Genomic DNA, 24962 nt, shown 5'->3' with positions numbered 1-24962 from the left:
CAGCTCGGTAGCGAAGGTGAATTGGAGAGTAGCGACCAGATGAAAAAGCACGTACAGGCCGACCGGGAGTTCTGGCGCGCTGTGCTCGTCGCCGGTGGATTCACCGCAATCCCGCGGTGGACGCCCAATCCGGTGACGGGCGTCGGCGAACACGAGGCGACCATCCCGGACGACGTCGTGACAGCGCTGGGCCGGTTGGCCAAGGACCTGGCGGTGCCGCTCGACTCGGTACTGCTGGCCGCGCACGCCAAAGTGCTCGCCGCGCTGTCCGGCGAGCACGAGGTCGCGACCGGCTACGTCACTGTGGACGGCGGCCGACCGCTGCCCTGTCGGCTGACGACCGAACCCGACTCGTGGCGAACGTTGCTGCTGGACACCCATCGAGTCGCGTCAGAGCTGCTGGTGCACAAGGACTTTCCGGTCGATGAGCTCAGGCGCGAGCTGGGCCTGGCCGAACCGTCGATCGAGACCGTGTTCGATTCTCACGGCTTGAGCGGCGAACCAGCCGGTAGCACCCTGCTGTGGGTGGGATTCTCACAACGCGGCGGCCACCTCGTGCTTCGGCTGCGATACCGGACCGACGCGCTCGACGCGGACTGCGCCGTCAGGATCGCCGGATACCACCTCACCGCGCTCGCGCTGATCGCCGCCGATCCGGACGCCGAGCACGGACGGCAGAGCCTGCTCTCCGCCGAGGAACTCCGCTTCCAGCTCGAGGGGCTCGCCGGTCCGCGCCGAGAGCTGCCGGACCGCCGGTTCCACGAGCTGTTCGAGCAGCGGGTGGCGGCGCACCCGGACGCCGTCGCGGCGGTGCACGGGGAGCGGCAGCTGACCTATCGGGAACTCAACGCGCGTGCCAACCGGGTGGGACGAGCCCTGCTGGCGCGGGGGCTGCGCCCCGAGGGCGTCGTCGCGGTGGTGACCGAGCGCAATCTGGACTGGATGGCCGCCGTCCTCGCGGTATTCAAGGCCGGCGGCGTGTATTTGCCCATCGAGCCGCATTTCCCGGCCGATCGCCTCACCGCCATGCTCTCCCGTGCCGCATGCGGGTTCGTGCTGACCGAACCCGGCAGCACCTCCACGCTCGACCAGGCCCTCGACTCGCTGTCCGGGGTCCAGAAGCTCTACGTCGGCGCAGCCTATGCAGAGGACCATGCCGACGACGACCTGGGCCTCCGCGTCGCACCGGATCAGCTCGCCTACATCTTTTTCACCTCCGGCTCCACAGGTGAGCCCAAGGGCGCGATGTGCGAGCACGCGGGCATGCTCAACCACCTCTACGCCAAGATCGACGACCTGGGGATCGGCGAGGGACAGGTGGTCGCCCAGACCGCGCCCCAGTGCTTCGACATCTCGCTGTGGCAACTGGTGTCCGGGCTCCTGGTCGGGGGGCGGACCCTGCTGGTGGAGCAGGAGGTGATCCTGGACGTCCAGCGGTTCGTCGACAAGATCATTGACGGCCGGGTCGCCGTCCTCCAGGTCGTACCCTCCTACCTGGACGTCGTCGTGTCCTGTTTGAACCAGCACCCCCGCGAACTGCCGGACCTGCGGTGCGTATCGGTCACCGGCGAGGCGCTCAAGAAGGAGCTCACGCAGCGCTGGTTCGCCGCCCAGCCCGGGATCAAGCTGGTCAACGCCTACGGGCTGACCGAGACCTCGGACGACACCAACCACGAGGTCATGGACCGCGTGCCCGACGGAGACCGGGTCCTGCTGGGTCCCGCGGTCAACAACGTGCACGTCTACGTCGTCGACGAGCACCTGACCCCGGTGCCGCTCGGCGCCCCCGGTCTGATCGTCTTCTCCGGCGTCTGCGTCGGACGCGGATACGTCAACGACCCCGAGCGCACCCGGGAGACCTACCTGGCCGATCCGCACCGTGCGGGCGCCCGGCTCTACCGGGGCGGCGACTACGGCCGCTGGCAGCCCGGGGGCAAGCTGGAGTTCCTCGGGCGCCGGGACACCCAGGTAAAGATTCGCGGCTTCCGAATCGAGATCGGCGAGATCGAGAACACCCTTTTGCGGGTGCCCGGTGTTCGCGACGGTGCTGTGGTGGTCGCCGAGCGGGCCGACCAGAGCAAGCACCTGGTGGCGTTCTACTCCGGTCGGCGGCCACTCGAGGTCGACTTCCTGCTGGAGCGGCTCGGTGAGTCGCTGCCCGAGTACATGCTCCCGTCGGCCTTCCACTGGCGGGAAAGTCTGCCGCTGACGGCCAACAGCAAGATCGACAGGAAGACGTTGCGGGCGCTCGCCGGAGAACTCGGCGCCGTCCAGGACGACTACCGCGCGCCGAATACGCCGACCGAACAGCAACTGGCGGCCGCATGGGCGAAGGTGCTCGGCATCCCGCAGAACCAGATCGGACGGCGGGACCACTTCTTCGACCGGGGCGGCACGTCGCTGTCGGCGGTGAAACTGGCGATCACCCTGGACCGTGCGGTGTCCCTCAAGGACGTCACCCGTCACCCGATCCTTGCCGATCTGGCCGGGCTGGTCGACGGCAGGTCCGAACGGCGCTCCGGGCTGCTTCAGCCTCTGTCGGAATCGGACGGCGCACCGGCGACTGCCCTGGTGTGCTTCCCCTACGCCGGCGGCAACGCGGTGAACTTCCAGCCGCTGGCCAGGGCGCTGACGGACGGTGGGTTGGCGGTCTACGCCGTCGAGCTGCCCGGTCACGACGTGGCCGCCGAGAGCGAGCCGCTCGCGCCCATGGCACAGGTGGTCGAGCAGGTCGTCGTCGAGATCATCCGGCGTGGCCTGACCAGGGTCCTGCTGTGGGGCCACTCCTCGGGCACCGTGTTGGCCGTGGAGACGGCAAGAAGGCTGCAGGAGCGCGGGGTGGACGTCCAACGGGTGTTCCTTGGCGCGCAACTGCTCGGCGACGCCGCAGACCGGCGCGCCACCATCGCCGAGCTCACCGGGCGAAGCGACGCCGAGATCGCCGCGGAGCTGAGCGCAGACGGCGGGTACACCGAGCTCGGCGAGCTGGATGCGCGGCACGCCGAACACGTCGGTGCCGCCTACCGGCACGACTGTGTATCGGCACACCGCTATTTCGCCGACGCCCTGGACAGCCCGCCGATGCTGAAGCTGTCCGCGCCGGTCACCGTGGTCGTCGCCGCCGACGATCCGAGCACAGCGGAGTACCGGCGCCGCTACCGCGACTGGGAACTCCTGGCCGAGCATGTCGACCTGCACGAACTCACCGACGGCGGCCACTACTTCCTGCGCACCCGTCCGACCGAAGCGGCACATGCCGTGCTGTGCGCCGCCGAACTGTTCGCTTCTTCCTGAGTGGCAACTGAAAGGAAATCGAGATGTCGTTCATTTCCACGGCGTCGCTGGCCGACGTGGAACGGAAACCCGGCAGACCTCCGCTGCTGCGGGTCGAGGCCATCGGCGACGCGCCGAGCTGGGCGGCCGAGCACCGGGACGCGCTGCGCGCTGTAGTCGCCGAGCACGGTTCGGTCCTGGTCCGCGGCCTCGGGCTGCGCGACGCGGCCGAGACCGGCGCCGTCTTCTCAGGGCTGGCCACCGGTCTGATGACCGAGAAGGAGGTCTTCGCGCCCCGACAGACCTATTCCGACGGCGTGTACTCCTCTTCGAAGTGGCCGCCGAACCAGCCGATGTGCATGCACCACGAACTGAGCTACACGCTTGAGTTCCCCGGCCTGATGATGTTCGCGTGTCTCAGCGCGCCCACCGACGGCGGGGCGACCGCGGTGGCCGACTCACCGACCGTGCTCGACGCGCTGCCCGCCGAGTTGACCGAGCGGTTCGAGCGGGAGGGCTGGCTGCTCACCCGCAGCTACAACGACGAGATCGGGGCGTCCGTCGCCGAGGCGTTCGGCACCGAGGACCGTGGCGCCGTCGAGAGCTACTGCCGCGCCAACGCGATCACGTTCGAGTGGCAGCCCGACGGTGGACTGCGCACCAGACAGCGCCGCAGCGCCGTGGTGCGTCACCCGGTCACCGGCCGGCGCTGCTGGTTCAACCAGATCGCTTTCCTCAACGAGTGGACGATGGCCCCCGAGGTGCGTGAGTACCTGGTGGAGATCTACGGCGCCGACGGGCTGCCGTTCAATACCCGTTTCGGCAACGGCGACCCGATCGGCGGGGACGTCGTGGAGCTGCTCAACGGCGTCTACGAGGCCAACACCGCACGCGAGCCGTGGCAGGCCGGCGACCTGATGCTTGTCGACAACATCCGCACCGCGCACAGCAGGGAGCCCTTCGAAGGACCCCGCGAAGTGCTCGTCGCCATGGCCGACCCGGTGCGCCTGGCCGACTGTTCACCGACCGTCGAGGTGACCGCAAAATGATCACCATCGCTTCCACCGCAACAAGGCCCGCGATGGCCGCGCCGATCACCGTGCCACCGTTCGCGGTGATCTCCGGTGCCCAGGTCCAGCGCGCTCTGGACGGACGCGAGAAACGGATCGTGGAGTTGATCGAGGCCACCTACCGGGTGCACGGCGGCGGTGATTCGGTGAACCCGCCCTCGTACTTCCTGCGTTTCCCCGACCGCCCGTCCTCCCGGATCATCGCGCTACCCGCCTCGATCGGCGGGGAGGTGCGGGTGGACGGCCTCAAGTGGATCTCCAGCTTCCCGGAGAACGTGAAGGCCGGCATTCCCAGGGCCTCGGCCGTGCTGATCCTCAACGACCACGACACCGGCTACCCGTTCGCCTGTCTGGAAAGCTCGATCATCAGCGCCACCAGGACAGCCGCGTCGGCGGCGTCGGCGGCCGACCGGCTCAGCCGCGACCGGCCGCGACCGACGCGCATCGGGTTCTTCGGGACAGGTTTGATCGCCCGCTACATCCACTCCTTCCTGGCCGGCACCGGCTGGTCGTTCGAAGAGATCGGCGTGCACGACCTGTCCGCCGACAGCGCAGCAGGCTTCCGGTGCTACCTGGAGCAGTCGGGCACCACCGGCCGGATCACCGTGCACGACAGCGCCGAGCAGTTGATCCGAGTCAGCGACCTGGTGGTCTTCGCCACCGTCGCCGGTCAGCCACATGTCAGCGACCTGTCATGGTTCGCACACAATCCGCTGGTGCTGCACGTGTCGCTGCGCGACCTCGCGCCGGAGATCCTGCTCGCCTCGACCAACATCGTCGATGACGTCGAGCACTGCCTGAAGGCCAACACCTCGCCGCACCTGGCCGAGCAGCTCACGGGCAACCGGGACTTCCTGCACGGCACGTTGGACGACGTGATGGCCGGGCGGGTGGCGGTACCGGCGGACCGGCCGGTGGTGTTTTCGCCCTTCGGCCTCGGGGTGCTCGACCTCGCGGTGGGCAAGTACGTCTACGACGAAGTGGTCCGCAGCGGAGAGTTGCACGTCGTCGACGACTTCTTCCACGAACTGAGCCGGTACGGATGAGCCGCCCAAGAGCTCAGGAGGCTTGTCCAGGGCTGATCCCAGGAGAGATCAGCGGTCATGTCGCAGCATGCAGGACGTACGAGACAGCGGCCCTTGACGCAGGGCCCCCGTCCGGCCCGGTTGGCCACAGGATCCCGCCCGCACAAGCGAGCAGCCCGCCCACGGTCGGACGGACGTTCCGATAGTGCCCTGCTCCAGATAGAGGAGACCATCGTGCCCGTCATTTCCGTTCCCTACGCCTTCAACGAAGAGGATCTCTATGTCGACCTACGGTCGATCTGCGGGCACTCGCTCTTCCTGAAGTGTGAGGGCTTCAACTTCGCCGGCTCGATCAAGTTGAAGGCCGCCACCGAGATGGTGGAGGCCGCCGAGCGGGATGGAATCCTGACGCCGGAATCGATCCTGGTCGAGTCCTCGTCCGGAAACCTCGGCGTGGCGCTGAGCATGGTCGCGGCGAGCAAGGGCTACCGGTTCCTGTGCGTGACGGACTCCCGCGGCAACCTGTCGACCAGAATGATAATGGAGGCGTTGGGCAGCCAGGTGCATGTGATCGCCGGGCGGGAAGCCAACGGCGGCTTCCTCGGCGCGCGGATCGAGTACATCCGTGCGCTGTGCGCCTCCGATGACCGGTACGTGTGGCTCAGCCAGTACACCAATCCGAGCAACTGGAAGGCTCACTACCGCAAGACAGCGCCGGAGATCGCCCGCCAGTTCCCGCGGCTGGACGTGCTGTTCGTCGGGGCCGGCACCACCGGAACCCTGATGGGCTGCGCGCGCTACTTCCGGGAGTGGCACCGGCCGGTACAGGTCATCGCGGTGGACTGCGTCGGATCGGTGTCCTTCGGCGGTGCGCCGGGCCGCCGGATGATTCCCGGCCTGGGGATGAGCATGCGCCCGCCGCTGCTCGACGAGTCGTATGTGGATGAGGTGATACATGTCGAGGAGGCGGACACCATCCGTACCTGCCATCGTCTGGCCAGGCGCGGATTCCTGTTCGGCGGCTCCACCGGCACGGTGGTCAGCGGCGCGACGGACTGGTTGGCCCGGCATGACGCACGCGAACTCACCGCGGTGGCCATCGGCCCGGACCTCGGCGAGCGCTACCTGGACACCGTTTATCACACCAACTGGCTGCAGGATCTCTACGGCGAGGACGTGCTCAATTCCGGCGAGGTGGCAGCCGGTTCCTGGGCACCTTCCCTCTCCCGCCCCACCGACACGGTGGGGCCGACGGCTGGACCTGCAGACCGGCGACCGCAGCCAACACCATCAGCTCCAGGATCGTAGGAGCTAGATGTTCTGTCCATGCAGCCGGGCGGCAGCCCGGCGGGCGTCCGTCACGACGGCCGGGTCGTCAGACTCCCGCGGCTCGCGCCGCCTCGTACACCTCGGCCGCCACGTCGGTCAGCTCCGCGGCGTCGCGCGTCGTGCCCTGGAGATCCAGCACGAACTCCGCTACTCCCGTTTCGGCGTGTGCCACCAGGTCCTCGACGATTTGCGCCACGCTCCCGTGGAAGGGCTGTCGACCCGCGCCCTCGAACGGCTTGGCGCTGTACCGCGCGTTGGCACGGGCGCAGACATCGATCGGACGTTCCCGACCCCGTTCGGCAGCCGCGTCCTGAACCCGCTGCCACTGCGCGGTCAGCCGAGCGGCACCCATCGCCACCGGCATCCAGCCGTCCGCCCGTTCCACCAGCCGACGGGTGGCGCGCGGACTGTTCGCGGCCAGGTAGACCGGAATGGGGCGCACCGGCTTGGGGCCGACTTCGGACGGGGCGATGGTGGTCAGCTCGCCCTCGTACGAGACTGGGTCCGGACCCCAGACGGCCGCGCACACGTCCAGCAACTCGTCCAGGACCGCGCCACGCCTCTCGAAGGGTGCGACGGAAGCGGCTGCGTACTCGTCCAGAGACCATCCTGTGCCGAGGCCGGCGATCACTCGCCCACCGCTCGCGACATCCAGCGAGGCGAGCGAACGGGCCAGCTGGAACGGCACGTGCAACGGTGCGACCAGGACGCTGGTCCCGAGCCGTGCCCGGCCGGTGGCCGCTGCGGCCAGCGTGAGCGTGACCAGTGGGTCGGCGACGCTGCGGTACTGGTCGGGCCACGGCAGCCCCGGCACGCCGTACAGCCCCTGGGTGGCGGGCTCGGGAAACAGGATACGCTCGAAAACCCACAGGCTCGTGTATCCGGTCTCCTCCGCCGCGCGCGCCACGGCGGCCACATCGCGGCCGATGTCGTACTGCTTCATCTGCGGGAGACCGAGACCGAGTGCGATAGTCATGTATGCGCTCCTGGATGACGGCTGTGGAGCAACCACCTTAGAACACCCACTGGTTCCGTACCCGGTGTCCTTACCCTGCGTCGATGGCTTCCGGCTGCCGCGCCACGGTGGGGATGGCCGCGCTTCATCGCGCGGACGGGCTCGCGAACCGGCGCGTGATGACCGCGTGCGACGCCGTGCGCATCCGCGCCGTCCTGGCTGTCGGCCACTCCGTCCAGGCGATCCGCGATGCCGCCCCGCCGACCAGCTGGCACTGGACAGGCTCGACCGGCTGCTCGTGGACACATACCGCCTGTGCGACGTGGTCACGGCTCAGAGCCTGTCGGGTGACTGTGCCGGCCCGGCCCCGCCGAGGAGTGCGCCCGGCTCAACGCCCCGGTGCGGACGTGCTCACACGTCCCGGAACCACCGGCGCCGCGAACCGGTCTGGGCGCGTGTCCCGACGAGGCCCGTCTCTCCGCGTCGAACGCGCCGTGAATGAACTCCCGGCCATGTCCGCGAAGCCTTGGGCACGCACCTGCCCGGATGTCACACGCGGCGCCCGTAGCGTCCTGCCGGCCCGCGACGCCCTGCGTTGCCACCCCGGCGCAGGACAAGAATCGTCCGGAGGATCTTCCGACCCGCCAGGTCCGCGCCCCTGCGCTGCAGTGCGGTCAGCGCGCCACGGTGATCGCGTACACCAAGAAGAACGCGGCGCACAACACGACAACGATCCCGATGGCAACCAGGGGCCCCTTGGCCCAGCCCCGGGTCAGGTCGACAGGTGGTCCCGTTTCCGGCCCCGTACTGCTCTCGGCCGGTGGAGTTTCCCCTGGGGGCACCGTCCGCTCGTGCTGGGCGTGGCGGCCTCTGTGTGGATCAGGATTCGCATCACTCATTCGTTCAGAGTGCCTCGTACCGGACGAGTCGGCAGCGCCGGGGCATCCAATCGTGGACAGCGCCTTGATCCGGCCGGAACGGCGACGGTCCGGTCTCTTCGGCATGCGGTGTGCGACATGCCGGAGCACTCTGATCCTGAAGCTGCCTGTCCCCCGACCGGCAGCCAGCCAGCCAGCCAGGAAAGGGTGACAGCAATGTTCGCGAGGCTGAGTACCTATGAGGGATCACCGGTTCCTGCGCAGGGCGACCTGACCGCGAACTGGAAAGCGACTCTCCAGCAGGTCCAGCAGGTTCCCGGTTTCCGGGGCATGTATTACCTCGTCGACCGAGCCTCTGGGAAGGCCAAATCGCTGACCTTGTGGCATGACGAGCAGACCATGCAGGCCAGCGAGGAAAGGGCAAACCGGCTCCGCGAGGAAGTCGCGCGCAGGGAAGGCCAACGGGTCGTCTCGGTCGAGCGCTTCGAGGTGGGATTCAGTCACCTGGAGCCATAGCATTCATCGCTCCGCATATTGACGGTGCCGAAGGATCGGCGGGCCGACGTCACAGCCGATGACAGCAGAAGGGTTGTACGAGCAACTGGACCCGTGCGCGATCGCGGGCGGCCTGATTTCCCTGTCTTGCTGACGCTTCCGGGGAGCGGTGCTGAGCCATTCGTGTTGTGATCGATGGCGAAGGACACAACGCTGTCGAGAACGGGAGGAAATCATGGCTGAGAAGCTGCGAGCGCGAGACATCATGTCCGGCGGCGTGCAGTGCGTCGGTGCACACCAGTCGCTGTTCGACGTGGCGAAGATGATGCGCGATCTGGGCGTCGGTTGCCTGCCCATCTGCGGTGACAACAACAAGCTCACCGGCTTGATCACCGACCGTGACATCGTAGTCAAATGCTGCGCCGAGGGCGTCGACCCGGCAACCGTGCAGGCCGGATCGCTCAATGCCAAGGTGCACTGGATCGATGCCGAAGCGGACGCCACCGATGTCCTGACGACCATGGAGGAACACCAGATCAAGCGGTTGCCGGTGATCGACGTCCAGAGCGGCCACCGTCTGGTCGGCATGATCACAGAGGCCAATCTTGCGAAGAATCTGAGCGACGAACAAATCGCCGAGTTTGCGACCCGCGTGTACGCGAGTGCGGGGACGGCCGGTAAGTCCGCAGACTGAGGCGTCTCATCAAACCCCGGAAGACAGCCTCCGCCGTCACCCTCCAGCTCATGGCGCAGACGGAGCGCTGCCCGCAGTGCACGCCGCTTTCCGGTAGTGACTGGGTGAATGCCCCATGACGCGCTTGAAAGCGTTACTGAAGGCGCTCTCCGAGCAGTAGCCCCACTCCGCGGCGATCGCCGACACCGTGCGATCGCCCTCTCGCAGTGCCTGTCCGGCCGTCTGCATACGCCGCTTGAGCAGGTAGTCGACCGGTGCGACCCCGACCAGGGTCTTGAACCGCTCCGCGAAGCTTGAACGCGACATATTGACAGCGGTAGCCAGCTCGCGGACGGTCCATCGCCGCGTGACGTCCTCATGCATGAGCATGAGCGCGGCACCGATCTATGGGTCGGCAAGGGCGCTCAACCAGTTGCCGTTTGACGGAGCGTCAAGGGAATCGAGGTACGCCCTCAGTGCCTGCACGAAGACGATCCGTGCGAGGTGGCCGGTCATCAGCGCCGAACCGGGCCGAGGCGCAGCGGTCTCGTAGACGAGCAACTGCACCGCCGCCACCGTTCACGGGACCTGCCTCCCGTCGTTCACGGGACCTTCCTCCCGTCGTTCACGGGACCTTCCTCCCGCATGACGACCCGGACGCCTCCCTGGCCTTCTGTCGCGACGCCCTCGGCTTCGAGGTCCGCAACGACGTCGGATACGGCGGGATGCGCTGGATCACAGTCGGCCCCGCCGACCAGCCCGGCACGTCCATCGTCCCGGAGCCGCCGGCCACAGACCCCGGCGTCACCCGCAACGAGTGCCTCACCATCACCGAGATGATGGCCCGGGGCAATTTCCGAGCTTCCGGTTCGCCCTTGAGCCCGAAAATCCCACCGGGCGATGTGACCCGCGACTTCAGGAGTAAAACCATGACCGGCTCTTCCACTCAAGGAATCAAGACCGTGCTGCATCCCGTGTCCGACCTGGCTACAGCCAAGGCGGTGTACGCCGCCCTGCTCGGCGTACCGCCGCAGACCGACGAGTCCTACTACGTCGGCTTCGAGGCCGCGGGCCAGCACATCGGGCTGGTGCCGGGCGGTGGACCGCAGGACATGACCTCACCGGTGGCCTACTGGCACGTGCCGGACATCGAGGCGAAGCTGGCCGAGGTGACCGCCGCGGGTGCCACCGTCAAGGAGCCCGCGCACGACGTCGGTGGCGGCCGCCTGGTGGCCACTGTCACCGACCCCGATGGCAACGTCCTCGGACTGCTTCAGGACCGATGAGTGCCGACCCCACACCGCTCAGCGTCGTCGCGACACCGAGCATCCGCTCACGCACGACTATGACGTCTGGGTGGCCAGTGCCTCGGAAGACGGTGCGCCGTAGCTGGTACCGCTGTCCTTCGACCGGGACGGCGAGGCGCTGCTGATGGCCACGCCGACGGACAACCCGACCGGCAGGAACCTAACCGGCCCCGGCCCGTTCACCTGGGGCTGGGCCGCACCCACGATGTGTCCATGATCGAGGGCGCAGTCGAGGTGCTCGAAATCAACGCGTTGCCGCAGGAGGGGGGTGACCCGTTCGTCGCGCACAGCGGCTTCGACCCGCGTGCGCCGGCCACGCCGTACCGCTGGTTCCGCATCTCCCCACGCCGCATCCCGGCTGGGCTCGAGGTGAACGAAATGCCCGACCGCGAGCTGATGCGCGACGGCCGCTGGCTGGTCCGACACCTCGGCAGGGCGCCCCGCGCGGCCGGGGCAGGGCTCCACAGGCCGCAGCAGCGTACATGTCTTGGTTCTTGCGCCGAGCCGCCGACACCGCCGATCCGGTAGACAGCGGACCGTTGCCGCGACCGCACCGACGAAGAATGACCAGACATACTGCTCGAATAAGACCGACCGGCAAATGGGGGGTGCGAGAAGGAGCGGTGCTGGGTGCGTGCAGCTGCAAGGCGGAGGAGGGAGGCAACGCGGAGCGTTGTTGACTGACGACAACGCCGCAGATGCGCGTGCCCAGCACCGCGACGCCGCCTCCCATTTGCCGGTCGGTCTAAGGTCAGATCGAGCCAGGCGACGCTGACGGAGACCGCGAAGGCGGCCCCGCCCAACAGATGGAGACACGAAAAGCATGGCCAAGAAGACGGACACGCAGCCGCCTGCCCTGCACGATGCCGACAGCCACGATCTGATCCGCGTGCACGGCGCGCGCGAGAACAACCTCAAGGACGTCAGCATCGAGATCCCGAAGCGCCGACTGACGGTGTTCACCGGAGTATCCGGCTCGGGCAAGAGCTCGCTGGTGTTCGACACGATCGCCGCGGAATCACAGCGGCTGATCAACGAGACCTACAGCGCCTTCGTGCAGGGCTTCATGCCGACGCTGGCGCGGCCCGAGGTCGACGTGCTCGACGGGCTGACGACCGCGATCATCGTCGACCAGCAGCGGATGGGTGCCGACCCCCGCTCCACGGTCGGCACCGTCACCGACGCCAACGCGATGCTGCGCATCCTCTTCAGCCGGCTCGGGAAGCCGCACATCGGCCCGCCCAGCGCGTATGCCTTCAACGTCCCCTCGGTCCGGGCGAGCGGTGCGATCACCGTCGAGCGCGGGGCCAATAAGGCCGTAAAGGCGACCTTCTCCCGCACCGGCGGCATGTGTACGCGCTGCGAAGGCCGGGGCACGGTCTCCGACATCGACCTCACCCAACTCTACGACGACTCCAAGTCGATCGCGGAGGGCGCGTTCACCATCCCCGGCTGGAAGTCGGACAGCTTCTGGACCGTGCGGGTCTACGCCGAGTCGGGCCTCCTCGACCCTGACAAACCGATCTGCAAGTTCACCAAGAAGGAGATGCAGGACTTCCTCTACCGAGAGCCGACCAAGGTGAAGGTCGAGGGCGTGAACCTCACCTACGAGGGACTGATCCCCAAGATCCAGAAGTCGTTCCTGTCCAAGGACAAGGAGGCGATGCAGCCGCACATACGGGCCTTCGTGGAGCGGGCGGTCACATTCACCACCTGCCCCGAGTGCGATGGCACCCGGCTCAGCGAGGGGGCCCGGTCATCGAAGATCAAGCAGATCAGCATCGCCGACGCCTGCGCGATGCAGATCAGCGACCTGGCCGAATGGGTCCGCGGCCTGAAGGAGCCTTCCCCAAGCTCTTCGAGCAGGGGATACCCCATGGTGGCGCCGCTGCTCGCCGCGCTCCAGCACACCCTGGAGTCGTTCGTGGAGATCGGGCTCGGCTACCTCTCGCTCGAGCGGCCGTCGGGCACGCTGTCGGGTGGCGAGGCGCAGCGCGTCAAGATGATCAGGCACCTCGGCTCCTCGCTCACCGACGTCACCTACGTCTTCGACGAGCCGACGATCGGGCTGCACCCCCATGACATCCAGCGGATGAACGACCTGCTGCTGCGGCTGCGGGACAAGGGCAACACGGTGCTCGTCGTGGAGCACAAGCCGGAGGCGATCGCGATCGCCGACCACGTGGTCGACCTCGGCCCCGGCGCCGGCACGGGGGGCGGCACCATCTGCTTCGAGGGCACCCTCGAGGGGCTGCGGGCCAGCGACACCGTCACCGGCCGCCATCTCGACGACCGGGCCACTGTCAAGGACACGGTGCGCAAGCCCACCGGCACCCTGGCGGTCCGCGGCGCGACAGCGAACAACCTGCAGAACGTCGACGTCGACATCCCGCTCGGGGTGCTTGTCGTCGTCACCGGCGTCGCCGGCTCCGGCAAGAGCTCGCTCGTGCACGGGTCGCTCCCCGCCGGCGAGGGTGTGGTCTCGATCGACCAGGGCGCGATCCGCGGCTCGCGACGGAGCAACCCGGCGACGTACACCGGACTCCTCGACCCGATCCGCAAGGCGTTCGCGAAGGCCAACGGCGTGAAGCCGGCGCTGTTCAGCGCCAACTCCGAGGGCGCCTGTCCCAACTGCAACGGCGCCGGCGTCATCTACACCGACCTGGCGATGATGGCCGGCGTCGCCAGCCCCTGCGAGGAGTGCGAGGGGAAGCGGTTCCAGGCATCGGTGCTCGAATTCCACCTCGCCGACCGTGACATCAGCGAGGTGCTCGCGATGTCGGTGACCGAGGCCGAGGAGTTCTTCGGCGCCGGCGAGGCGCACACACCGGCCGCGCACAGGATCCTCGAACGGCTCGCGGATGTGGGGCTCGGCTACCTCACCCTCGGCCAGCCGCTGACCACGCTGTCCGGTGGCGAGCGGCAGCGACTCAAGCTGGCCACGCACATGGCCGAGAAGGGCGGCGTCTACATCCTCGACGAGCCGACCACGGGCCTCCACCTCGCCGACGTCGAGCACCTGCTCGGGCTGCTCGACCGGCTCGTCGACTCGGGCAAGTCGGTCATCGTCATCGAGCACCACCAGGCGGTCATGGCACATGCCGACTGGATCATCGACCTCGGGCCCGGCGCCGGTCACGACGGCGGCCGGATCGTCTTCGAGGGCACGCCCGCCGACCTCGTCGCCGACCGCTCCACCCTCACCGGCGAGCACCTCGCGGCCTACGTCGGTACCTGACCGAGGCCCTCGCGGGCATGGTGCGGCGATCAAGCCCAACACGTCCAGTCGGCGGTGGGCCGCATCGATGCCATCATCTGTTGCCCGCCTGGCATCCCCATGGCCGTAGTGGTGCTGAGCCACCGGAGCGTAGGCAGCGCGTGCTTCCGCATCGACAAGGCCTTCCCCGGCGCCGAGCGTCATCCCCGCGCCGAAAGTCATCGCGCGAACTGACGTAGCGCCGTTGCAGGCTTGGTCGGTGCCGGGCCCAGCCGGTGTCCGGCGCTGCCGCACGCACGACGCCCCAGCCGGCCGCGACCGGACGCCCCAGGGCGTTCGTGCGTGTGCTGGTCACATGGCTCGCTCAATGCTCCACAGCGGCAGGCGCTCGAAGAAGGTGACCGCCTCGTCACGCCACCGTGACCGCCAGCCGGCGGCCTTCGCGGAAGCCTGCTCAGCGTGGCGCCGCATGTCCGCCTGCATCCGGACCGTCACACCGCGGCTTTCACCGATCTCCCGGACGGCAGTGACGGTTTCCGGCGTGCAGGACGGGTCACTGAGGGCGGCTTCCACCACGGCACGCTCGGCGCCGCTCACGGCGGACAGCAGAGCACTCACGGTGTAACTGCGCTTCCCGTCGCGGATATCTGTGCCGGTCGGCTTGCCCATTGTGGCCGCATCCCCGAACAAGTCCAGGTAGTCGTCGCGCATCTGTCCGCTGATGCCGACCAACCGCGCATAGTGGCGCAGTTCCTGCTCGAAGAGCGCCGGCTGCTCACCTGCGGCCAGCAGCCCGAGCTGCATGGGCGCGAGAATCGAGTAGCGGGCGGACTTGTGATCGGCCACGCAGTGCAGGACGTCCTCATCCGGGGCGGTGGCGAAGTCCCGTTCCACGTCGATGATCTGGCCCACGAATGTGTCGGCTGCCGCCCGCGTCTGCACCTCGACCATGGCCTGACGCACCGCGACAGGCACCTTCGCGTCGAGGAGGGTCTGCAAGGACAGGGCGAGTGCGAGATCGCCCGCGAGCACAGTGAGACCGAGGGCCGCCTGCGGGTGGTGGGGGAACTGCCCGCGATAAGCGTAGTAAGTGGAAGGGCCGCCCCGGCGGGTGGGGCTGTCGTCGATGAGATCGTCGTGCACCAGGCCGTGGGTCTGCAGCAGCTCGATGCTCAACGCCGCGGCGTCCAACCCTTCGACCGGCTCCGCAGTCACCAGACGAGCCGCCTCATGAAGCAGTACGACACGCATCCGCTTGCCGCCCCGCAAGGACAGATCTCGCAGCAACTCCAGGCAGTCCGGGGTGAAACGGCTGAACGACGGCGTATCGGGCCTGGTGCTCAACGTGTCGAAATACTTCTCGAAGAGCATGTTGAACCGGCGCTCGTATCCGGCAACACGATCCAGAACCTGCTCGGTCATCACGAGTTCTTCCTGCTCGGGGATAGGTGGCACAGCTGAAGACGCGTGGCAGTGATGGATGGTGCCACGAGCGCTCGGCGGCGTGACGTCAGCACGCCACCACGTCTTCCGATGACCACGCGGCATCAAGAACGGTGCACATTCATCCGTACGCGGTGGTGCACGCATCCGTACGCGGTGGTGCACGTACGTTCACTTGTACGCCGACAAGGCGAGGCGCTCACCGGGGCGTACGTCGTCGACGACTCCCTCCGCGCGCCCGACCACCGGGTCGGAGCCATCGGCGTCCTCGGCATCGCGGTGCTCATGGACGATCCGCCCACCCGGGCGCGCCTCGAAGACGAGTTCGGAGTCGCGGAGGTCGTCGGGCGTCCACCATCGGGCGAGCAGGGCGGCCTCGGTCAGGTGGCGCCGGACCAGCTCGGGACTCTGTCAGAGACCGGAAGAACCTGAACGAGTGGCCGCCCTGATGCGGGGGGAGCACCAGGGCGGCCGGTCAGGAGCGGTTCACGATGGACCCCTCCCAGCGTCTGGCCGGGCGGGGTCCATGGGCGACTGGCAGCGGAGCAGGGGCTTGCGCACAGTCGAGGCGGTGTTCGCCTGGCCGATTCAGTGCTGCTGGAACAGCGCCTGTGCGTGGTTCAGGCCGTACTTGGCGACATCGGTGCCCAGTTTGACCCCGGCCTCGTCCGCGAGTCGGGTGTGGATGCCCAGCCAGACCCGCGCGTCCATGTTCTCCTGCGTGAGCTGGTTCCATGCGGTGTAGGTGCGGACGACGCCTGGTGCGGTGCCGCTGGTCAGGGTGAACGGGGCCGTGCGCGGTCCTACGAGGGCGGTGAGAACGGTTTCCGCCGCGCCTGCGTAGGTGTTGTGGCCGCTGGGGTAGTCCGGGTGCGCCGGGGTGGTGTGCAGTGGGGTCCATGACGGGTCGGCAGGGATGTCGCCGACGCCTGTTCGGATCGCGGTGACGGGGCGCCACAGCGGGTAGGTGTACTTGCTGTCGGAGGTGGCGATCTGGGTGTCCACCAGCGTGGCGTTGGCCAGGGCGACGAGTTCGGCCTGCTTGCGCAGCGGCTGGTGGGAGGTGGCGGCGAGCGCGACGCGAATCGGCTTGGTCCACAGGGCCAGCGAGGAGTCGAACCAGAAGTTGGCAGTGTCGGTCTGCTGCTCGGTGCGCACGGTGCTGTTCAGCTCGCCGAAGTCTCGAACCTCCTTCAGGTCGGTCTGATACCGCTTGGACGTCGGAGCGGGAGGCGCGGACAGTCGGAACTGGCTGGCGCTTTCCAGCAGGAAGGGCTGGGCGAACCGGGTGCCGTTCTGGATGGCGGGGGCGAACGCGGGCGGGGTGGGTTGCCAGACGCCTGGCGCGGCCGGCGGCACGGTGAAGGGGGCGTTCACCGAGGCTGCGTCGAGGCCGTCTCCCTCGCGGTCGTGCAGGACCTTCAGCGCCTGGCGTTCGCCGGCTGCGGCGCCCAAGGTCTCGGCCGGGCCGTCGGGGGTCTGATCCAGGGTCTGTTGCAGGGCGGCATCCAGCTCCGGGGCGCGGGTGGGCACCAGCTCGACCAGGGCGCGGTGCACCGCGGCGGCCAGTGCCGCGTCCTGGTAGTCGCTGCGGTCGACCCCGGACGGCACGTGTTGCAAGGCCTGCGCCGCCGCGATCCAACTGATCGCCCAGGTGCGGTTGTTGGTCACCGGAGGCAGTGACGAGCCGCCTGCCGCGATCGTTTCAGCCGTGGTGTCGTACCAGGCGAGCGCCACAGAGGTGCGATCGTGCTCAGGCGCAGGGGCGGCGGCGACGCTCGGCGCTGCGCCGACGGCGACCAGCAGTGCCGTGGAGGCCGCCAGGGCCGCACAGGTCTTCGGGGACTTCATGGAAGTAGCTCCTCATGGTGGGGTGGGGGGCCGGGTGTCGGCCCGTCCGTCTGGCAGTCAGGTGTGACGGAACGCAGAGAATTGAGGACCTTGCACTGGCCGCAGCAGGTTCCCGGACGAAGCCGTGGGGCCTTGGCCCGGGAACCTGAGGAGCACGGTGGCGTGTCGGACCGGACGCCTGCCCGCGGATGGGGATGCCGCCGCGGGCAGGGGCGGTCTTCGGCGTGGCCGGGCGTGCGCCGGCGATGATGTACCCGGGGAACTGGCGAACCCAGGAAATGCCCAGGCATGTCTGCAGCCGAGTGGCAGGTGTCCACAGGGGACCACGTACGGGGCAGCAGACGAAGACGGGCGAGACGGCATCGTCATCGCGACGTCTCAACAGCATCAGCGCGCACTGCGGCACACGCGCGGGCGTTCACAGGCCCAGCAGCGGCGCCCTCCTGACCTGGCGGGGATCAGGCGGGGTCGGCGTTGATGTGGAAGGGGACGGTAACAATGTTGGAGGCGACGCCCATCACCTTCAGGTCCTTGGCGCCGATCTTCCCATCGCCGTCGAGGTCCTTCACGACACCGGGTGCGTCGTTGTAGATGCCGTCGTGGTTGAGATCGTCGACGACGGCCACGGTCAGGGAGGTGTCGACGTTCTGCCCCACGATGGGGGCGCCGACGATCCAGGTGTCCCACAGTTCAGTCTTGTCCGGGGTGCGGTTGGTGACGCCGGAGAGGTTGAACAGGTTGGCCAGGTTGGTGCCGGGCCCGGAGAAGCCGGGGAGGGTGCTGTTGGTGGTGGAGTCCAGCACGACCAGTCCAGGGATCTTTTCGTCCTGGCCGGTGGAAAACGTGCCGGGGAAGGGGGCGATGTTGTTGTGCGCGGCCGGGCCGGTGAGCTGGAGCCCGTTGTAGCCGGTCTGGGCCAGGGTCTTGCCCCGGAAGGAAAGCTTCAGGTCCACGATCCAGCCCTTGCCCTCCACACCCGCGTGGTCCCCGCGCTTGGGTGCGACGACCTCCACCTTGACCGGGTGCCTTTCGGTGGAGGCGGACGCGTCCACGCTCGAGGCGCTCGCGCTGGACAGCCCGGAGGCCGCGGTGCCCAGGCCGAGGACCATGGCCGTACCCGCGCCGAGGGCCCAGCCGAGCTTCTTCTTCCTCATCACTTGTTCTCCTGAGTGTTGGGAGGCTTGCGGTCATGTGTACGACCACGTGCGGCACCCGGTTCAGCCCGCAGGTCGACCAGTAATTCTTTGTTGGGTGGCGCGCGCCGGGGAGCTGGTCACGGTCGTGTTCCGGCGGTTCTTTGTCCGTACGGCTCCGAACGAGCTGGGCCGTGCACGCGATGAGCCGGAGGCATTCGCCGCAGAGGTTTTCGCTCCCCTGCGGCGCTCGGAGCAGCAGGGCGCGTTCGAATCCCGGGCCCTCACCCTGCACCTGCCAGATCGCCGGATCCAGCAGCACAGGGTTGGCTGCGGGGACGCAGGACCACGCAGGATGCCGTCCAGCGCGCCCATGGTCTCGACGCCGGACCCGCGTCAGCGCTCCCCTACGCACCCTTGCTACAAAGAGCGCCGACGGACCTTCGCTCCAACGGATCGCGAGAACCTGAGTTTGTCGCTGCCTGCAGGTGAACTCAAACCCCCAGCTCGTCGTATACGTAGCCGCAAGGGCACACGATCAGTGCCCTCAGGACATAAGAAACCGCATGTCGCAGCCGTCCTCGAAGACGGTCGGCCGGTGCGGTCACGTACGGAAGTGAGTCGGATGGATGGGATCTGGTTTCGCGCCTCTCCGGGGCGCGGACTGTCCACCGCCTGCAGCCCGGGCCCGGCGATGCTCCAAGCGACCCCAGCCTGCGAGACGAGGACATCGAGCGTGACGCCGGACGAGCAGTTGATGACTGCGTTGTACACCGAGCACCACGATGTGCTGCTCTCCTTCGTGCGCAGGTACGTGCGCAGTCCTGAGCAGGCGGAGGACGTCGTGCAGGAGACGCTGCTGCGGGCGTGGCGCAGCATCGACAAGATCAAGCCACGCCACAGCACCATCCGCTCCTTTCTCTTCACGATCGCCCGCAACGTGCTCACCGACGGCTGGCGCGCTGAGCAGCGGCGTCCGGAACCGCTCTACGACAACGAGGCACTCGCGGCTGTACCTTCTGCCGATGATGTGGAGGCGGCGCTGGAGGGGCACGTGATCACCGCAGCGTTGGAACGCTTGTCCAGCGAGCATCGTGACGTGATCCAGGCGCTGTACTTCGAGGGGCTGACCGTCGCCGAGTCCGCGTCACGGCTCACGATCCCGGAGGGAACGGTCAAGTCCCGCGCCTACTACGCCGTACGCAACCTGCGCGCAGCCTTTGAAGAAATGGGAGTTCTACGGTGAGCACCGACCACGATGACGTGCGCATGCTGATCGGCGCGTATGTGCTGGGCGGTCTCAGCGAGACCGACCGCCGCGTCCTGGAGTCCCACCTGCCCACGTGCCAGGAATGCCGTGACGAGCTCGCGCGCTCGGCCCCGCTGGCGGGACTGCTCCGCCGCACCCCGGGCATGTCCGCGCCCCGCCCCCAGGCCACGCGCGAGGCCGACACCGATGCGGCGCCCCCGGCTTCGTCGGCCGGGCTCGACCGCCTCCTGGAGCAAGTCCACGCCGCCGATGTCGCACGCAGGCGTCGGGCTCGTCGGCAGTGGCTGGCAGTGGCTGCGACTCTGATCGTGGTTGCCGGGCTCGGGCTGGGGTCGATGCTGCCGTTCCGGAACTCGACCGGCCCGGCCACGGCCTTCACCTCGGCCGCCGGGTACTCCGTGTCCGGCCGTGCCACGCTCACGGCCAAGCCCTGGGGCACTGCGGTGAGCGTCACCCTGGCCGACCTGCCCGCAGGAGCACCAGGACCCTTCACCCTCCAGGTCTTCTCGGCAGACGGCCGCAAGGAGCAGGCGGCCACGTGGGCAATCACTCCCAATGGCAGCGCCACCGTGACGGGAGCGAGTGCCCTGCAGCCTACCGACATCCGATCCATCTCCGTGATGGACCATGCGGGACGCCTGGTCGCCACGACCCGACCACTCTGAACTGCCTCGACCACCATCCCGCGGACCGCCCCACTGCCGGGCCCACGGGATGGTCCCTGCTGCCCTGGCGCGGGGCGACAAAACTGCTACGCGGACTGTGCCGCCAAGTGGCCGGCGGTCCCGGCCACCACCGACGTCAAGGGCATCGACCCCAGCCTGCTCGGCTCGGTCACGCGCCAGGACGGCACCAAGCAGCTCACCATCAAGAATCACCCGGTCTACCTCTTCGCGGGCGACCAGGCAGCCGGTGACACCAAGGGCCAGGGAGTGAAGGGTGTCTGATACGCCCTCACCCCCGGGGAGCCGAGATCAAGACGCCAAAGGCTTGATCGTCGGTCTTGGTGCGCGATTGATGAGAGGCCGGCCGCCGCGTGAACCCGGCGCATGCGGGCGGCCTTGTGGTCACGCAGTCGGGGTGGCGTGCCAGGGTGCCCCAGGGAGGGTGGGGCGCGCATCCGGGGCCAGCCGGAGCGCGTACACCGGGCGTTCTCCCGGCACTGGGCCGAGGTAGTCGTGGCCGACCATGTGGCACCAGGCCGGCAGGTCGAGCGGGGCGGCCGGATCGGTGGCGGTCACGTGCACCACGGTGCCCGGCTCTGCCCCCTCTATCTGCTTGCTAAGACGCAGCAGGAGCGTGACGCACAGCAGTCCGGTGCCGTCGACGGTGAGGTCGGCTGCGGGTATCGGGTCGTGGCTCATCGGGGCAAGGTCTGGGTGACGCGCCACAAGTGTCTACGCACTTGTCGGCGCCGCTTGCTGCACGACCTCGAAGGACCACAGTGTGGACCCGCTCGCGGCCGGCTTGGGGCGCTCGCCGCTCTCCGCGTCACCGCTCTGGTGGGCTGTCTTCATGGGGCCCTCCAGCCAGGCCTGGAAGGACTCTTCGTCACGCCACCGCGTGTAGACGAGGTAGTTGTCGGTGCCTTCGACGGGGCGGAGAAGTTCGAACCACTCGAACCCGTCGGAGTTCTCCACGGCATGGGCACGGGAGGCGAAGCGCTTCTCCAGCGTCTCCCGCTGATCGGCGGGGACGGTCAGTACGTTGATCTTGACTACGCTCATGGCCTCATTCTGCCGTACGGCGACCTGCAGGACGAGGAGCGGCTCGTGCATGACGCGGTTCCGCGCAGCGCCGCCCGGCTCGGGACCGGGACCGGGACCGGAGCACGTGACGGCGCCCGCCCGGCTACGCAGCGCAGTCGTGTCCGAGTGCGGTGAGTGAGGTGAGCTGCTCGTCCGTCAGACGGTCGGGCGCGATTCTGATTGCTGAGGAACGCGCAGCCGCACCGATGCGCCGTCGGGAAGTTCTTCGAGATGGATGCTCAGCTCGCTCGGCCCCGGCAGCCCGGGCTGTTGGCTGAAGTTCGACCAGGCGCTCTCGACAAGGAAAACCGATATCCTTACAGTCACGACCTGTCACCCAGAGCAACATCTATTGGGTGTGGAGCTCGGGTGTGGAGCTACTGAGAGGAACCGCCATGAAACGTCGGATCGCCTCGATTCTGAGCGCCACTGCGCTCGCGGTCGGAGTTCTGGGCATCAGCGCACCATCGGCGAGTGCCGCGCCTGGAGGGTGCGCCTACGCCTCGTCGACCTACCGGCCAACCCTGCAGTACGGCAACACGGGGGTGGCCGTGAAGCAGGCCCAGTGCCTATCGAATGTCTGGGGCGGTGTACCCAAACTGACCGTTGACGGCGTCTTCGGCAGTCAGACGCTCACCAAGATCAAGTGGATCCAGGGATGTCACGGCCTGGCCAAGGACGGAATCGTCGGCGCCAAGACCTGGAACGTTCTCTACAACCCTGCTCTCGACTGCTACGACCCCTACCCGGGGTAGAACTGCCCAGAAGATGGCCGGGGCCTGTCCCGCACACACTGGAACGCAGCGTGCGGTACAGGTCGACGGTGTTCTGCGCGAAGCCGACTTCCTCGCACGTCGCACACGTGCCGAACAATGGGCCCGACTGGTTGCCCAAGCACTCCACAGCTGCCGCATGGCAGCACGCTTCGGGCTGATCGGAAATGTCTCAGTGCTTCGAGACGGTGGAAGGCCGTGGCCAGCTTGCTTCTCCAGGACAGGTTGCGGAGATCCGCATGCGCAGAGGCCGCCCGCCTCGGGTGAGGCGGGCGGCGAATCGGTGAAAGCCCCATGCGCCTGTCCGATGCGTGCAAGGGAGACCGGGTCCGCCGTGTGGTCACATCGCTGCACGCCGGGCGCTCCGGTAGTGCCGTACGCACTTGATCCTCGGGCTGTGGCCCGACAGGCTCCGAGGAGCCGGGCTGGCATCGCCGGTGAACCGCGCAACGAAGACGGCACACGCTGATCGGTTTTGCACGGTGCGTGATCTGGCAGCGCCTGCGATGCAGACGGTGAAACTGCAATGGTGCGGACGACCGGGGCGAGGGATGGTGGATGACGGGGGTGTTCTCCGAGATCCTGGAGCAGCCATGGACCGCTATCCCCCCATCGCCGAGCACGGTCTGGTGGGTGACCTGCAGACTGCCGCGCTCGTCTCGTCGCAGGGCGTCGTCGACTGGTTCGCCGCTCCGAGGTTCGACTCCCCCAGCATCTTCGCCGCCCTGCTCGATCACGACCGCGGCGGGTACTTCAGCCTGGCGCCCGAAAACCCCGACGCTGCCTGCAAACAGCTCTACTACCCCGACACCGCCATCCTGGTGACGCGGTTCCTGTCGCCGGATGGCGTCGGCGAAGTGGTCGACTTCATGCCTCCCGACCAGACCCGCACCGCCACGGACCGCCACACCCTGATCCGCGGTGTACGCGCCGTGCGCGGGACCGTCGACTTCACACTCGAATGCCGGCCGCGCTTCGACTACGGCCGGGCCGAGCATCAGCTCCAACTCGGCGGCGACGGCGCCCTGTTCCAAGGTCCGGGGATCGATGGGCACCTGCAGACCACCTTCCCACTGGAACGCGACGGCCAAGACGTGCGCGGCAAGGTGACGCTGAGGGCCGGTGAGTCCCACGGTGCGGTCTTCACCGTCTGCGCGTCCGGCGCCGAGGTGCCCGCCTCCCCCACCGTCGACGGGCTGACAGAACAACTTCAGGAGGTCATCCGCTTCTGGCACCAGTGGCTGCGTCAGTCCCGCTACCGGGGTCGTTGGCCCGAGCTTGTGCACCGCTCGGTCATCACCCTCAAGCTCCTTACCTACGCCCCCACTGGCGCCTTGATCGCGGCGGCCACGATGGGGCTGCCCGAGCAGGTCGGCGGAGAGCGCAATTGGGACTATCGGTTCACCTGGGTGCGTGACGGGGCGCTGTCCGTGCGGGCCATGCTGGACCTCGGCTTCGTCGAGGAAGCCACAGCCTTTGTGCACTGGCTGGTGAACAGATTGCGCGAGCGCGAGGGCGAAAACGGAGAGCCGTTGCAGACCATGTACCGGATCGACGGCAACCCCGAACTGCCGGAAGAGACACTCGATCAATTCGAGGGCTACCGCGGTTCCTTCCCCGTCCGTATCGGAAACGGCGCTGCCGACCAGCTTCAGCTCGATATCTACGGCGAGGCGGCATACGCACTGGCGCAAGGGAGCGAGATCGCGCAGCAGTCAAGCTACCAGGGGTGGAGAGCACTGACCAGAACATTGGACTGGCTCGCCGAGAACTGGAACAGACCGGACGAGGGCATCTGGGAGACCCGCGGCGGCCGAAAGGACTTCACCTACAGCCGGGTGATGTCCTGGGTCGCCTTCGACCGCGGGCTTCGCCTGGCCGAGGTCTTCCGCAAGCCCGCTGACCTGGAAGGATGGCGCAGGGCAAGAGACGCCGTCTTCGAGCAGGTCATGCAACACGGCTGGAGCGAGAGGGAGCGCGCATTCATCCAGCACTACGACGGCGACGTCCTGGACGCCTCGCTGCTGCTCATGCCGAGGGTCGAGTTCATCGCCCCCAGGGACCCCTCCTGGCTGTCCACACTCGACGCGATGGACCGCAGGCTCGTCTCCGACAGCCTTGTCTACCGCTACGACCCGGCGGCATCGCCGGATGGGCTGCGCGGCTCGGAAGGCACCTTCAGTCTGTGCACTTTCCTCTACGTGGACGCGCTCGCCCGGGCGGGCCGGCTGCCCCAGGCCCGCTACACCTTCGAGAAAATGCAGACGTACGCCAACCACGTCGGACTCTTCTCCGAGGAAGTAGGTCCGAGTGGGGAGCAACTGGGTAACTTCCCACAGGCGTTCACCCACCTGTCGCTGATCATGGCTGCCGTCACCCTCGATGAGGCGCTCGACCACGAGCAGGGGCGCTGACTGCTGCTTGCAGCTGGGCAAAGCGGCCGCACGCTGTCATCGCAACTGGTGACTGCTGCAGGGAGCGACGGCAGAGCCCTGCTCCACCGCCGGGGATCAACGCACGGC

At 68.0% G+C, this 24962-nt stretch carries 23 protein-coding genes and 2 pseudogenes; 15 read left to right on the top strand and 10 right to left on the bottom strand.

The features are described from left to right. Nucleotides 1-39 precede the first annotated feature (39 nt). From ACZ3IC_RS28330 to sbnA, 4 genes are all read left to right on the top strand, one after another. The gene (locus ACZ3IC_RS28330; RefSeq protein ID WP_467420635.1) at nt 40-3294 is read left to right on the top strand and encodes a non-ribosomal peptide synthetase; all 3255 of its coding nucleotides are present in this window, start codon (nt 40-42) and stop codon (nt 3292-3294) included. A 23-nt stretch (nt 3295-3317) separates the two neighbouring features. Continuing rightward, on the top strand, nt 3318-4322 hold the full coding sequence (locus tag ACZ3IC_RS28325; RefSeq protein WP_467420633.1) for a TauD/TfdA family dioxygenase: 1005 nt from the start codon (nt 3318-3320) through the stop codon (nt 4320-4322). Then, the gene (gene sbnB / locus ACZ3IC_RS28320; RefSeq protein ID WP_467420630.1) at nt 4319-5389 is read left to right on the top strand and encodes a 2,3-diaminopropionate biosynthesis protein SbnB; all 1071 of its coding nucleotides are present in this window, start codon (nt 4319-4321) and stop codon (nt 5387-5389) included. Before ACZ3IC_RS28325 ends, sbnB begins: the two co-directional genes overlap by 4 nt. A gap of 213 nt (nt 5390-5602) precedes the next feature. Next, a complete protein-coding gene (sbnA, locus tag ACZ3IC_RS28315; protein ID WP_467420628.1) occupies nt 5603-6676 on the top strand; it encodes a 2,3-diaminopropionate biosynthesis protein SbnA in 1074 nt (357 codons plus the stop codon). 67 nt (nt 6677-6743) lie between these two features. On the opposite strand, the gene ACZ3IC_RS28310 is transcribed toward sbnA, so the two are convergent. Beyond that, nucleotides 6744-7673, bottom strand: coding sequence for an LLM class F420-dependent oxidoreductase (locus tag ACZ3IC_RS28310; RefSeq protein WP_467420626.1), 930 nt, complete (start codon nt 7671-7673; stop codon nt 6744-6746). A gap of 653 nt (nt 7674-8326) precedes the next feature. Then, a complete protein-coding gene (locus ACZ3IC_RS28305) occupies nt 8327-8551 on the bottom strand; it encodes a DUF6480 family protein (RefSeq protein WP_467420624.1) in 225 nt (74 codons plus the stop codon). Between the two features lie 117 nt (nt 8552-8668). Here ACZ3IC_RS28305 and ACZ3IC_RS28300 point away from each other — a divergent pair, with 117 nt between their 5' ends. Together ACZ3IC_RS28300 and ACZ3IC_RS28295 are read left to right on the top strand one after the other, a co-directional pair. Continuing rightward, nucleotides 8669-9046, top strand: a complete 378-nt coding sequence (locus ACZ3IC_RS28300) for a hypothetical protein (RefSeq protein WP_467420622.1) — start codon at nt 8669-8671, stop codon at nt 9044-9046. Between the two features lie 214 nt (nt 9047-9260). Then, nucleotides 9261-9719 carry a CBS domain-containing protein gene (locus ACZ3IC_RS28295; protein WP_467420619.1) on the top strand — a complete coding sequence of 153 codons (459 nt, stop codon included), beginning with the start codon at nt 9261-9263 and terminating at the stop codon, nt 9717-9719. Between the two features lie 48 nt (nt 9720-9767). Here ACZ3IC_RS28295 and ACZ3IC_RS28290 read toward each other — a convergent pair whose 3' ends face one another. Continuing rightward, nucleotides 9768-10082 carry a helix-turn-helix domain-containing protein gene (locus ACZ3IC_RS28290; protein ID WP_467420696.1) on the bottom strand — a complete coding sequence of 105 codons (315 nt, stop codon included), beginning with the start codon at nt 10080-10082 and terminating at the stop codon, nt 9768-9770. A 21-nt stretch (nt 10083-10103) separates the two neighbouring features. Further along, complete coding sequence (locus ACZ3IC_RS28285) at nt 10104-10265, bottom strand: cupin domain-containing protein (RefSeq protein ID WP_467420618.1); 162 nt, start codon at nt 10263-10265, stop codon at nt 10104-10106. A gap of 98 nt (nt 10266-10363) precedes the next feature. Between ACZ3IC_RS28285 and ACZ3IC_RS28280 the strand changes: the two are divergent. The 4 genes and pseudogenes from ACZ3IC_RS28280 to ACZ3IC_RS28265 form a co-directional block, all read left to right on the top strand. Continuing rightward, nucleotides 10364-10555: pseudogene (locus ACZ3IC_RS28280) on the top strand (VOC family protein); the annotation flags it as partial. 72 nt (nt 10556-10627) lie between these two features. Next, nucleotides 10628-10984: a VOC family protein gene (locus ACZ3IC_RS28275; RefSeq protein ID WP_467420694.1), complete on the top strand. Its 357-nt coding sequence runs from the start codon at nt 10628-10630 to the stop codon at nt 10982-10984. 234 nt (nt 10985-11218) lie between these two features. Beyond that, nucleotides 11219-11533, top strand: a complete 315-nt coding sequence (locus tag ACZ3IC_RS28270; protein ID WP_467420617.1) for a hypothetical protein — start codon at nt 11219-11221, stop codon at nt 11531-11533. A 295-nt stretch (nt 11534-11828) separates the two neighbouring features. Continuing rightward, nucleotides 11829-14243 (top strand): ATP-binding cassette domain-containing protein, encoded by a 2415-nt coding sequence (locus ACZ3IC_RS28265; protein WP_467420614.1) that lies wholly within the window; start codon nt 11829-11831, stop codon nt 14241-14243. 330 nt (nt 14244-14573) lie between these two features. Here the strand turns inward: ACZ3IC_RS28265 and ACZ3IC_RS28260 are convergent, their stop codons facing one another. From ACZ3IC_RS28260 to ACZ3IC_RS28245, 4 genes and pseudogenes are all read right to left on the bottom strand, one after another. Then, entirely contained in the window at nt 14574-15644 is a 1071-nt protein-coding gene (locus tag ACZ3IC_RS28260; protein ID WP_467420692.1) for a polyprenyl synthetase family protein, read from the bottom strand. A 210-nt stretch (nt 15645-15854) separates the two neighbouring features. Then, nucleotides 15855-16101, bottom strand: a pseudogene (locus ACZ3IC_RS28255) (SRPBCC family protein); the annotation flags it as partial. A gap of 152 nt (nt 16102-16253) precedes the next feature. Then, a complete protein-coding gene (locus ACZ3IC_RS28250; RefSeq protein WP_467420612.1) occupies nt 16254-17516 on the bottom strand; it encodes a vanadium-dependent haloperoxidase in 1263 nt (420 codons plus the stop codon). 458 nt (nt 17517-17974) lie between these two features. After that, nucleotides 17975-18670, bottom strand: coding sequence for a hypothetical protein (locus ACZ3IC_RS28245; RefSeq protein ID WP_467420609.1), 696 nt, complete (start codon nt 18668-18670; stop codon nt 17975-17977). 715 nt (nt 18671-19385) lie between these two features. On the opposite strand from ACZ3IC_RS28245, the gene ACZ3IC_RS28240 reads away from it, so the two are divergent. Genes ACZ3IC_RS28240 through ACZ3IC_RS28230 form a run of 3 tightly spaced genes read left to right on the top strand, consistent with a single transcriptional unit; the run spans nt 19386 to nt 20866 of the window. Beyond that, entirely contained in the window at nt 19386-19895 is a 510-nt protein-coding gene (locus ACZ3IC_RS28240) for a sigma-70 family RNA polymerase sigma factor (protein ID WP_467420607.1), read from the top strand. Further along, entirely contained in the window at nt 19892-20584 is a 693-nt protein-coding gene (locus ACZ3IC_RS28235; RefSeq protein ID WP_467420606.1) for an anti-sigma factor, read from the top strand. Before ACZ3IC_RS28240 ends, ACZ3IC_RS28235 begins: the two co-directional genes overlap by 4 nt. A 15-nt stretch (nt 20585-20599) precedes the next feature. Beyond that, a complete protein-coding gene (locus ACZ3IC_RS28230; RefSeq protein WP_467420690.1) occupies nt 20600-20866 on the top strand; it encodes a COG4315 family predicted lipoprotein in 267 nt (88 codons plus the stop codon). Nucleotides 20867-20986: 120 nt separating this feature from the next. On the opposite strand, the gene ACZ3IC_RS28225 is transcribed toward ACZ3IC_RS28230, so the two are convergent. Together ACZ3IC_RS28225 and ACZ3IC_RS28220 are read right to left on the bottom strand one after the other, a co-directional pair. Continuing rightward, complete coding sequence (locus tag ACZ3IC_RS28225; protein WP_467420603.1) at nt 20987-21283, bottom strand: sulfurtransferase TusA family protein; 297 nt, start codon at nt 21281-21283, stop codon at nt 20987-20989. Nucleotides 21284-21316: 33 nt separating this feature from the next. Beyond that, on the bottom strand, nt 21317-21646 hold the full coding sequence (locus tag ACZ3IC_RS28220; protein WP_467420688.1) for an antibiotic biosynthesis monooxygenase family protein: 330 nt from the start codon (nt 21644-21646) through the stop codon (nt 21317-21319). A 416-nt stretch (nt 21647-22062) separates the two neighbouring features. Here ACZ3IC_RS28220 and ACZ3IC_RS28215 point away from each other — a divergent pair, with 416 nt between their 5' ends. Continuing rightward, nucleotides 22063-22422: a peptidoglycan-binding domain-containing protein gene (locus ACZ3IC_RS28215; protein WP_467420602.1), complete on the top strand. Its 360-nt coding sequence runs from the start codon at nt 22063-22065 to the stop codon at nt 22420-22422. A gap of 611 nt (nt 22423-23033) precedes the next feature. After that, the gene (locus tag ACZ3IC_RS28210; RefSeq protein ID WP_467420599.1) at nt 23034-24854 is read left to right on the top strand and encodes a glycoside hydrolase family 15 protein; all 1821 of its coding nucleotides are present in this window, start codon (nt 23034-23036) and stop codon (nt 24852-24854) included. Nucleotides 24855-24962: the final 108 nt, after the last annotated feature.

The organism is Streptomyces sp. NPDC002958 (assembly GCF_055563255.1).
Note: the sequence above shows the minus strand (reverse complement) of the source record. Positions and strands in the feature narration are given on the sequence as shown.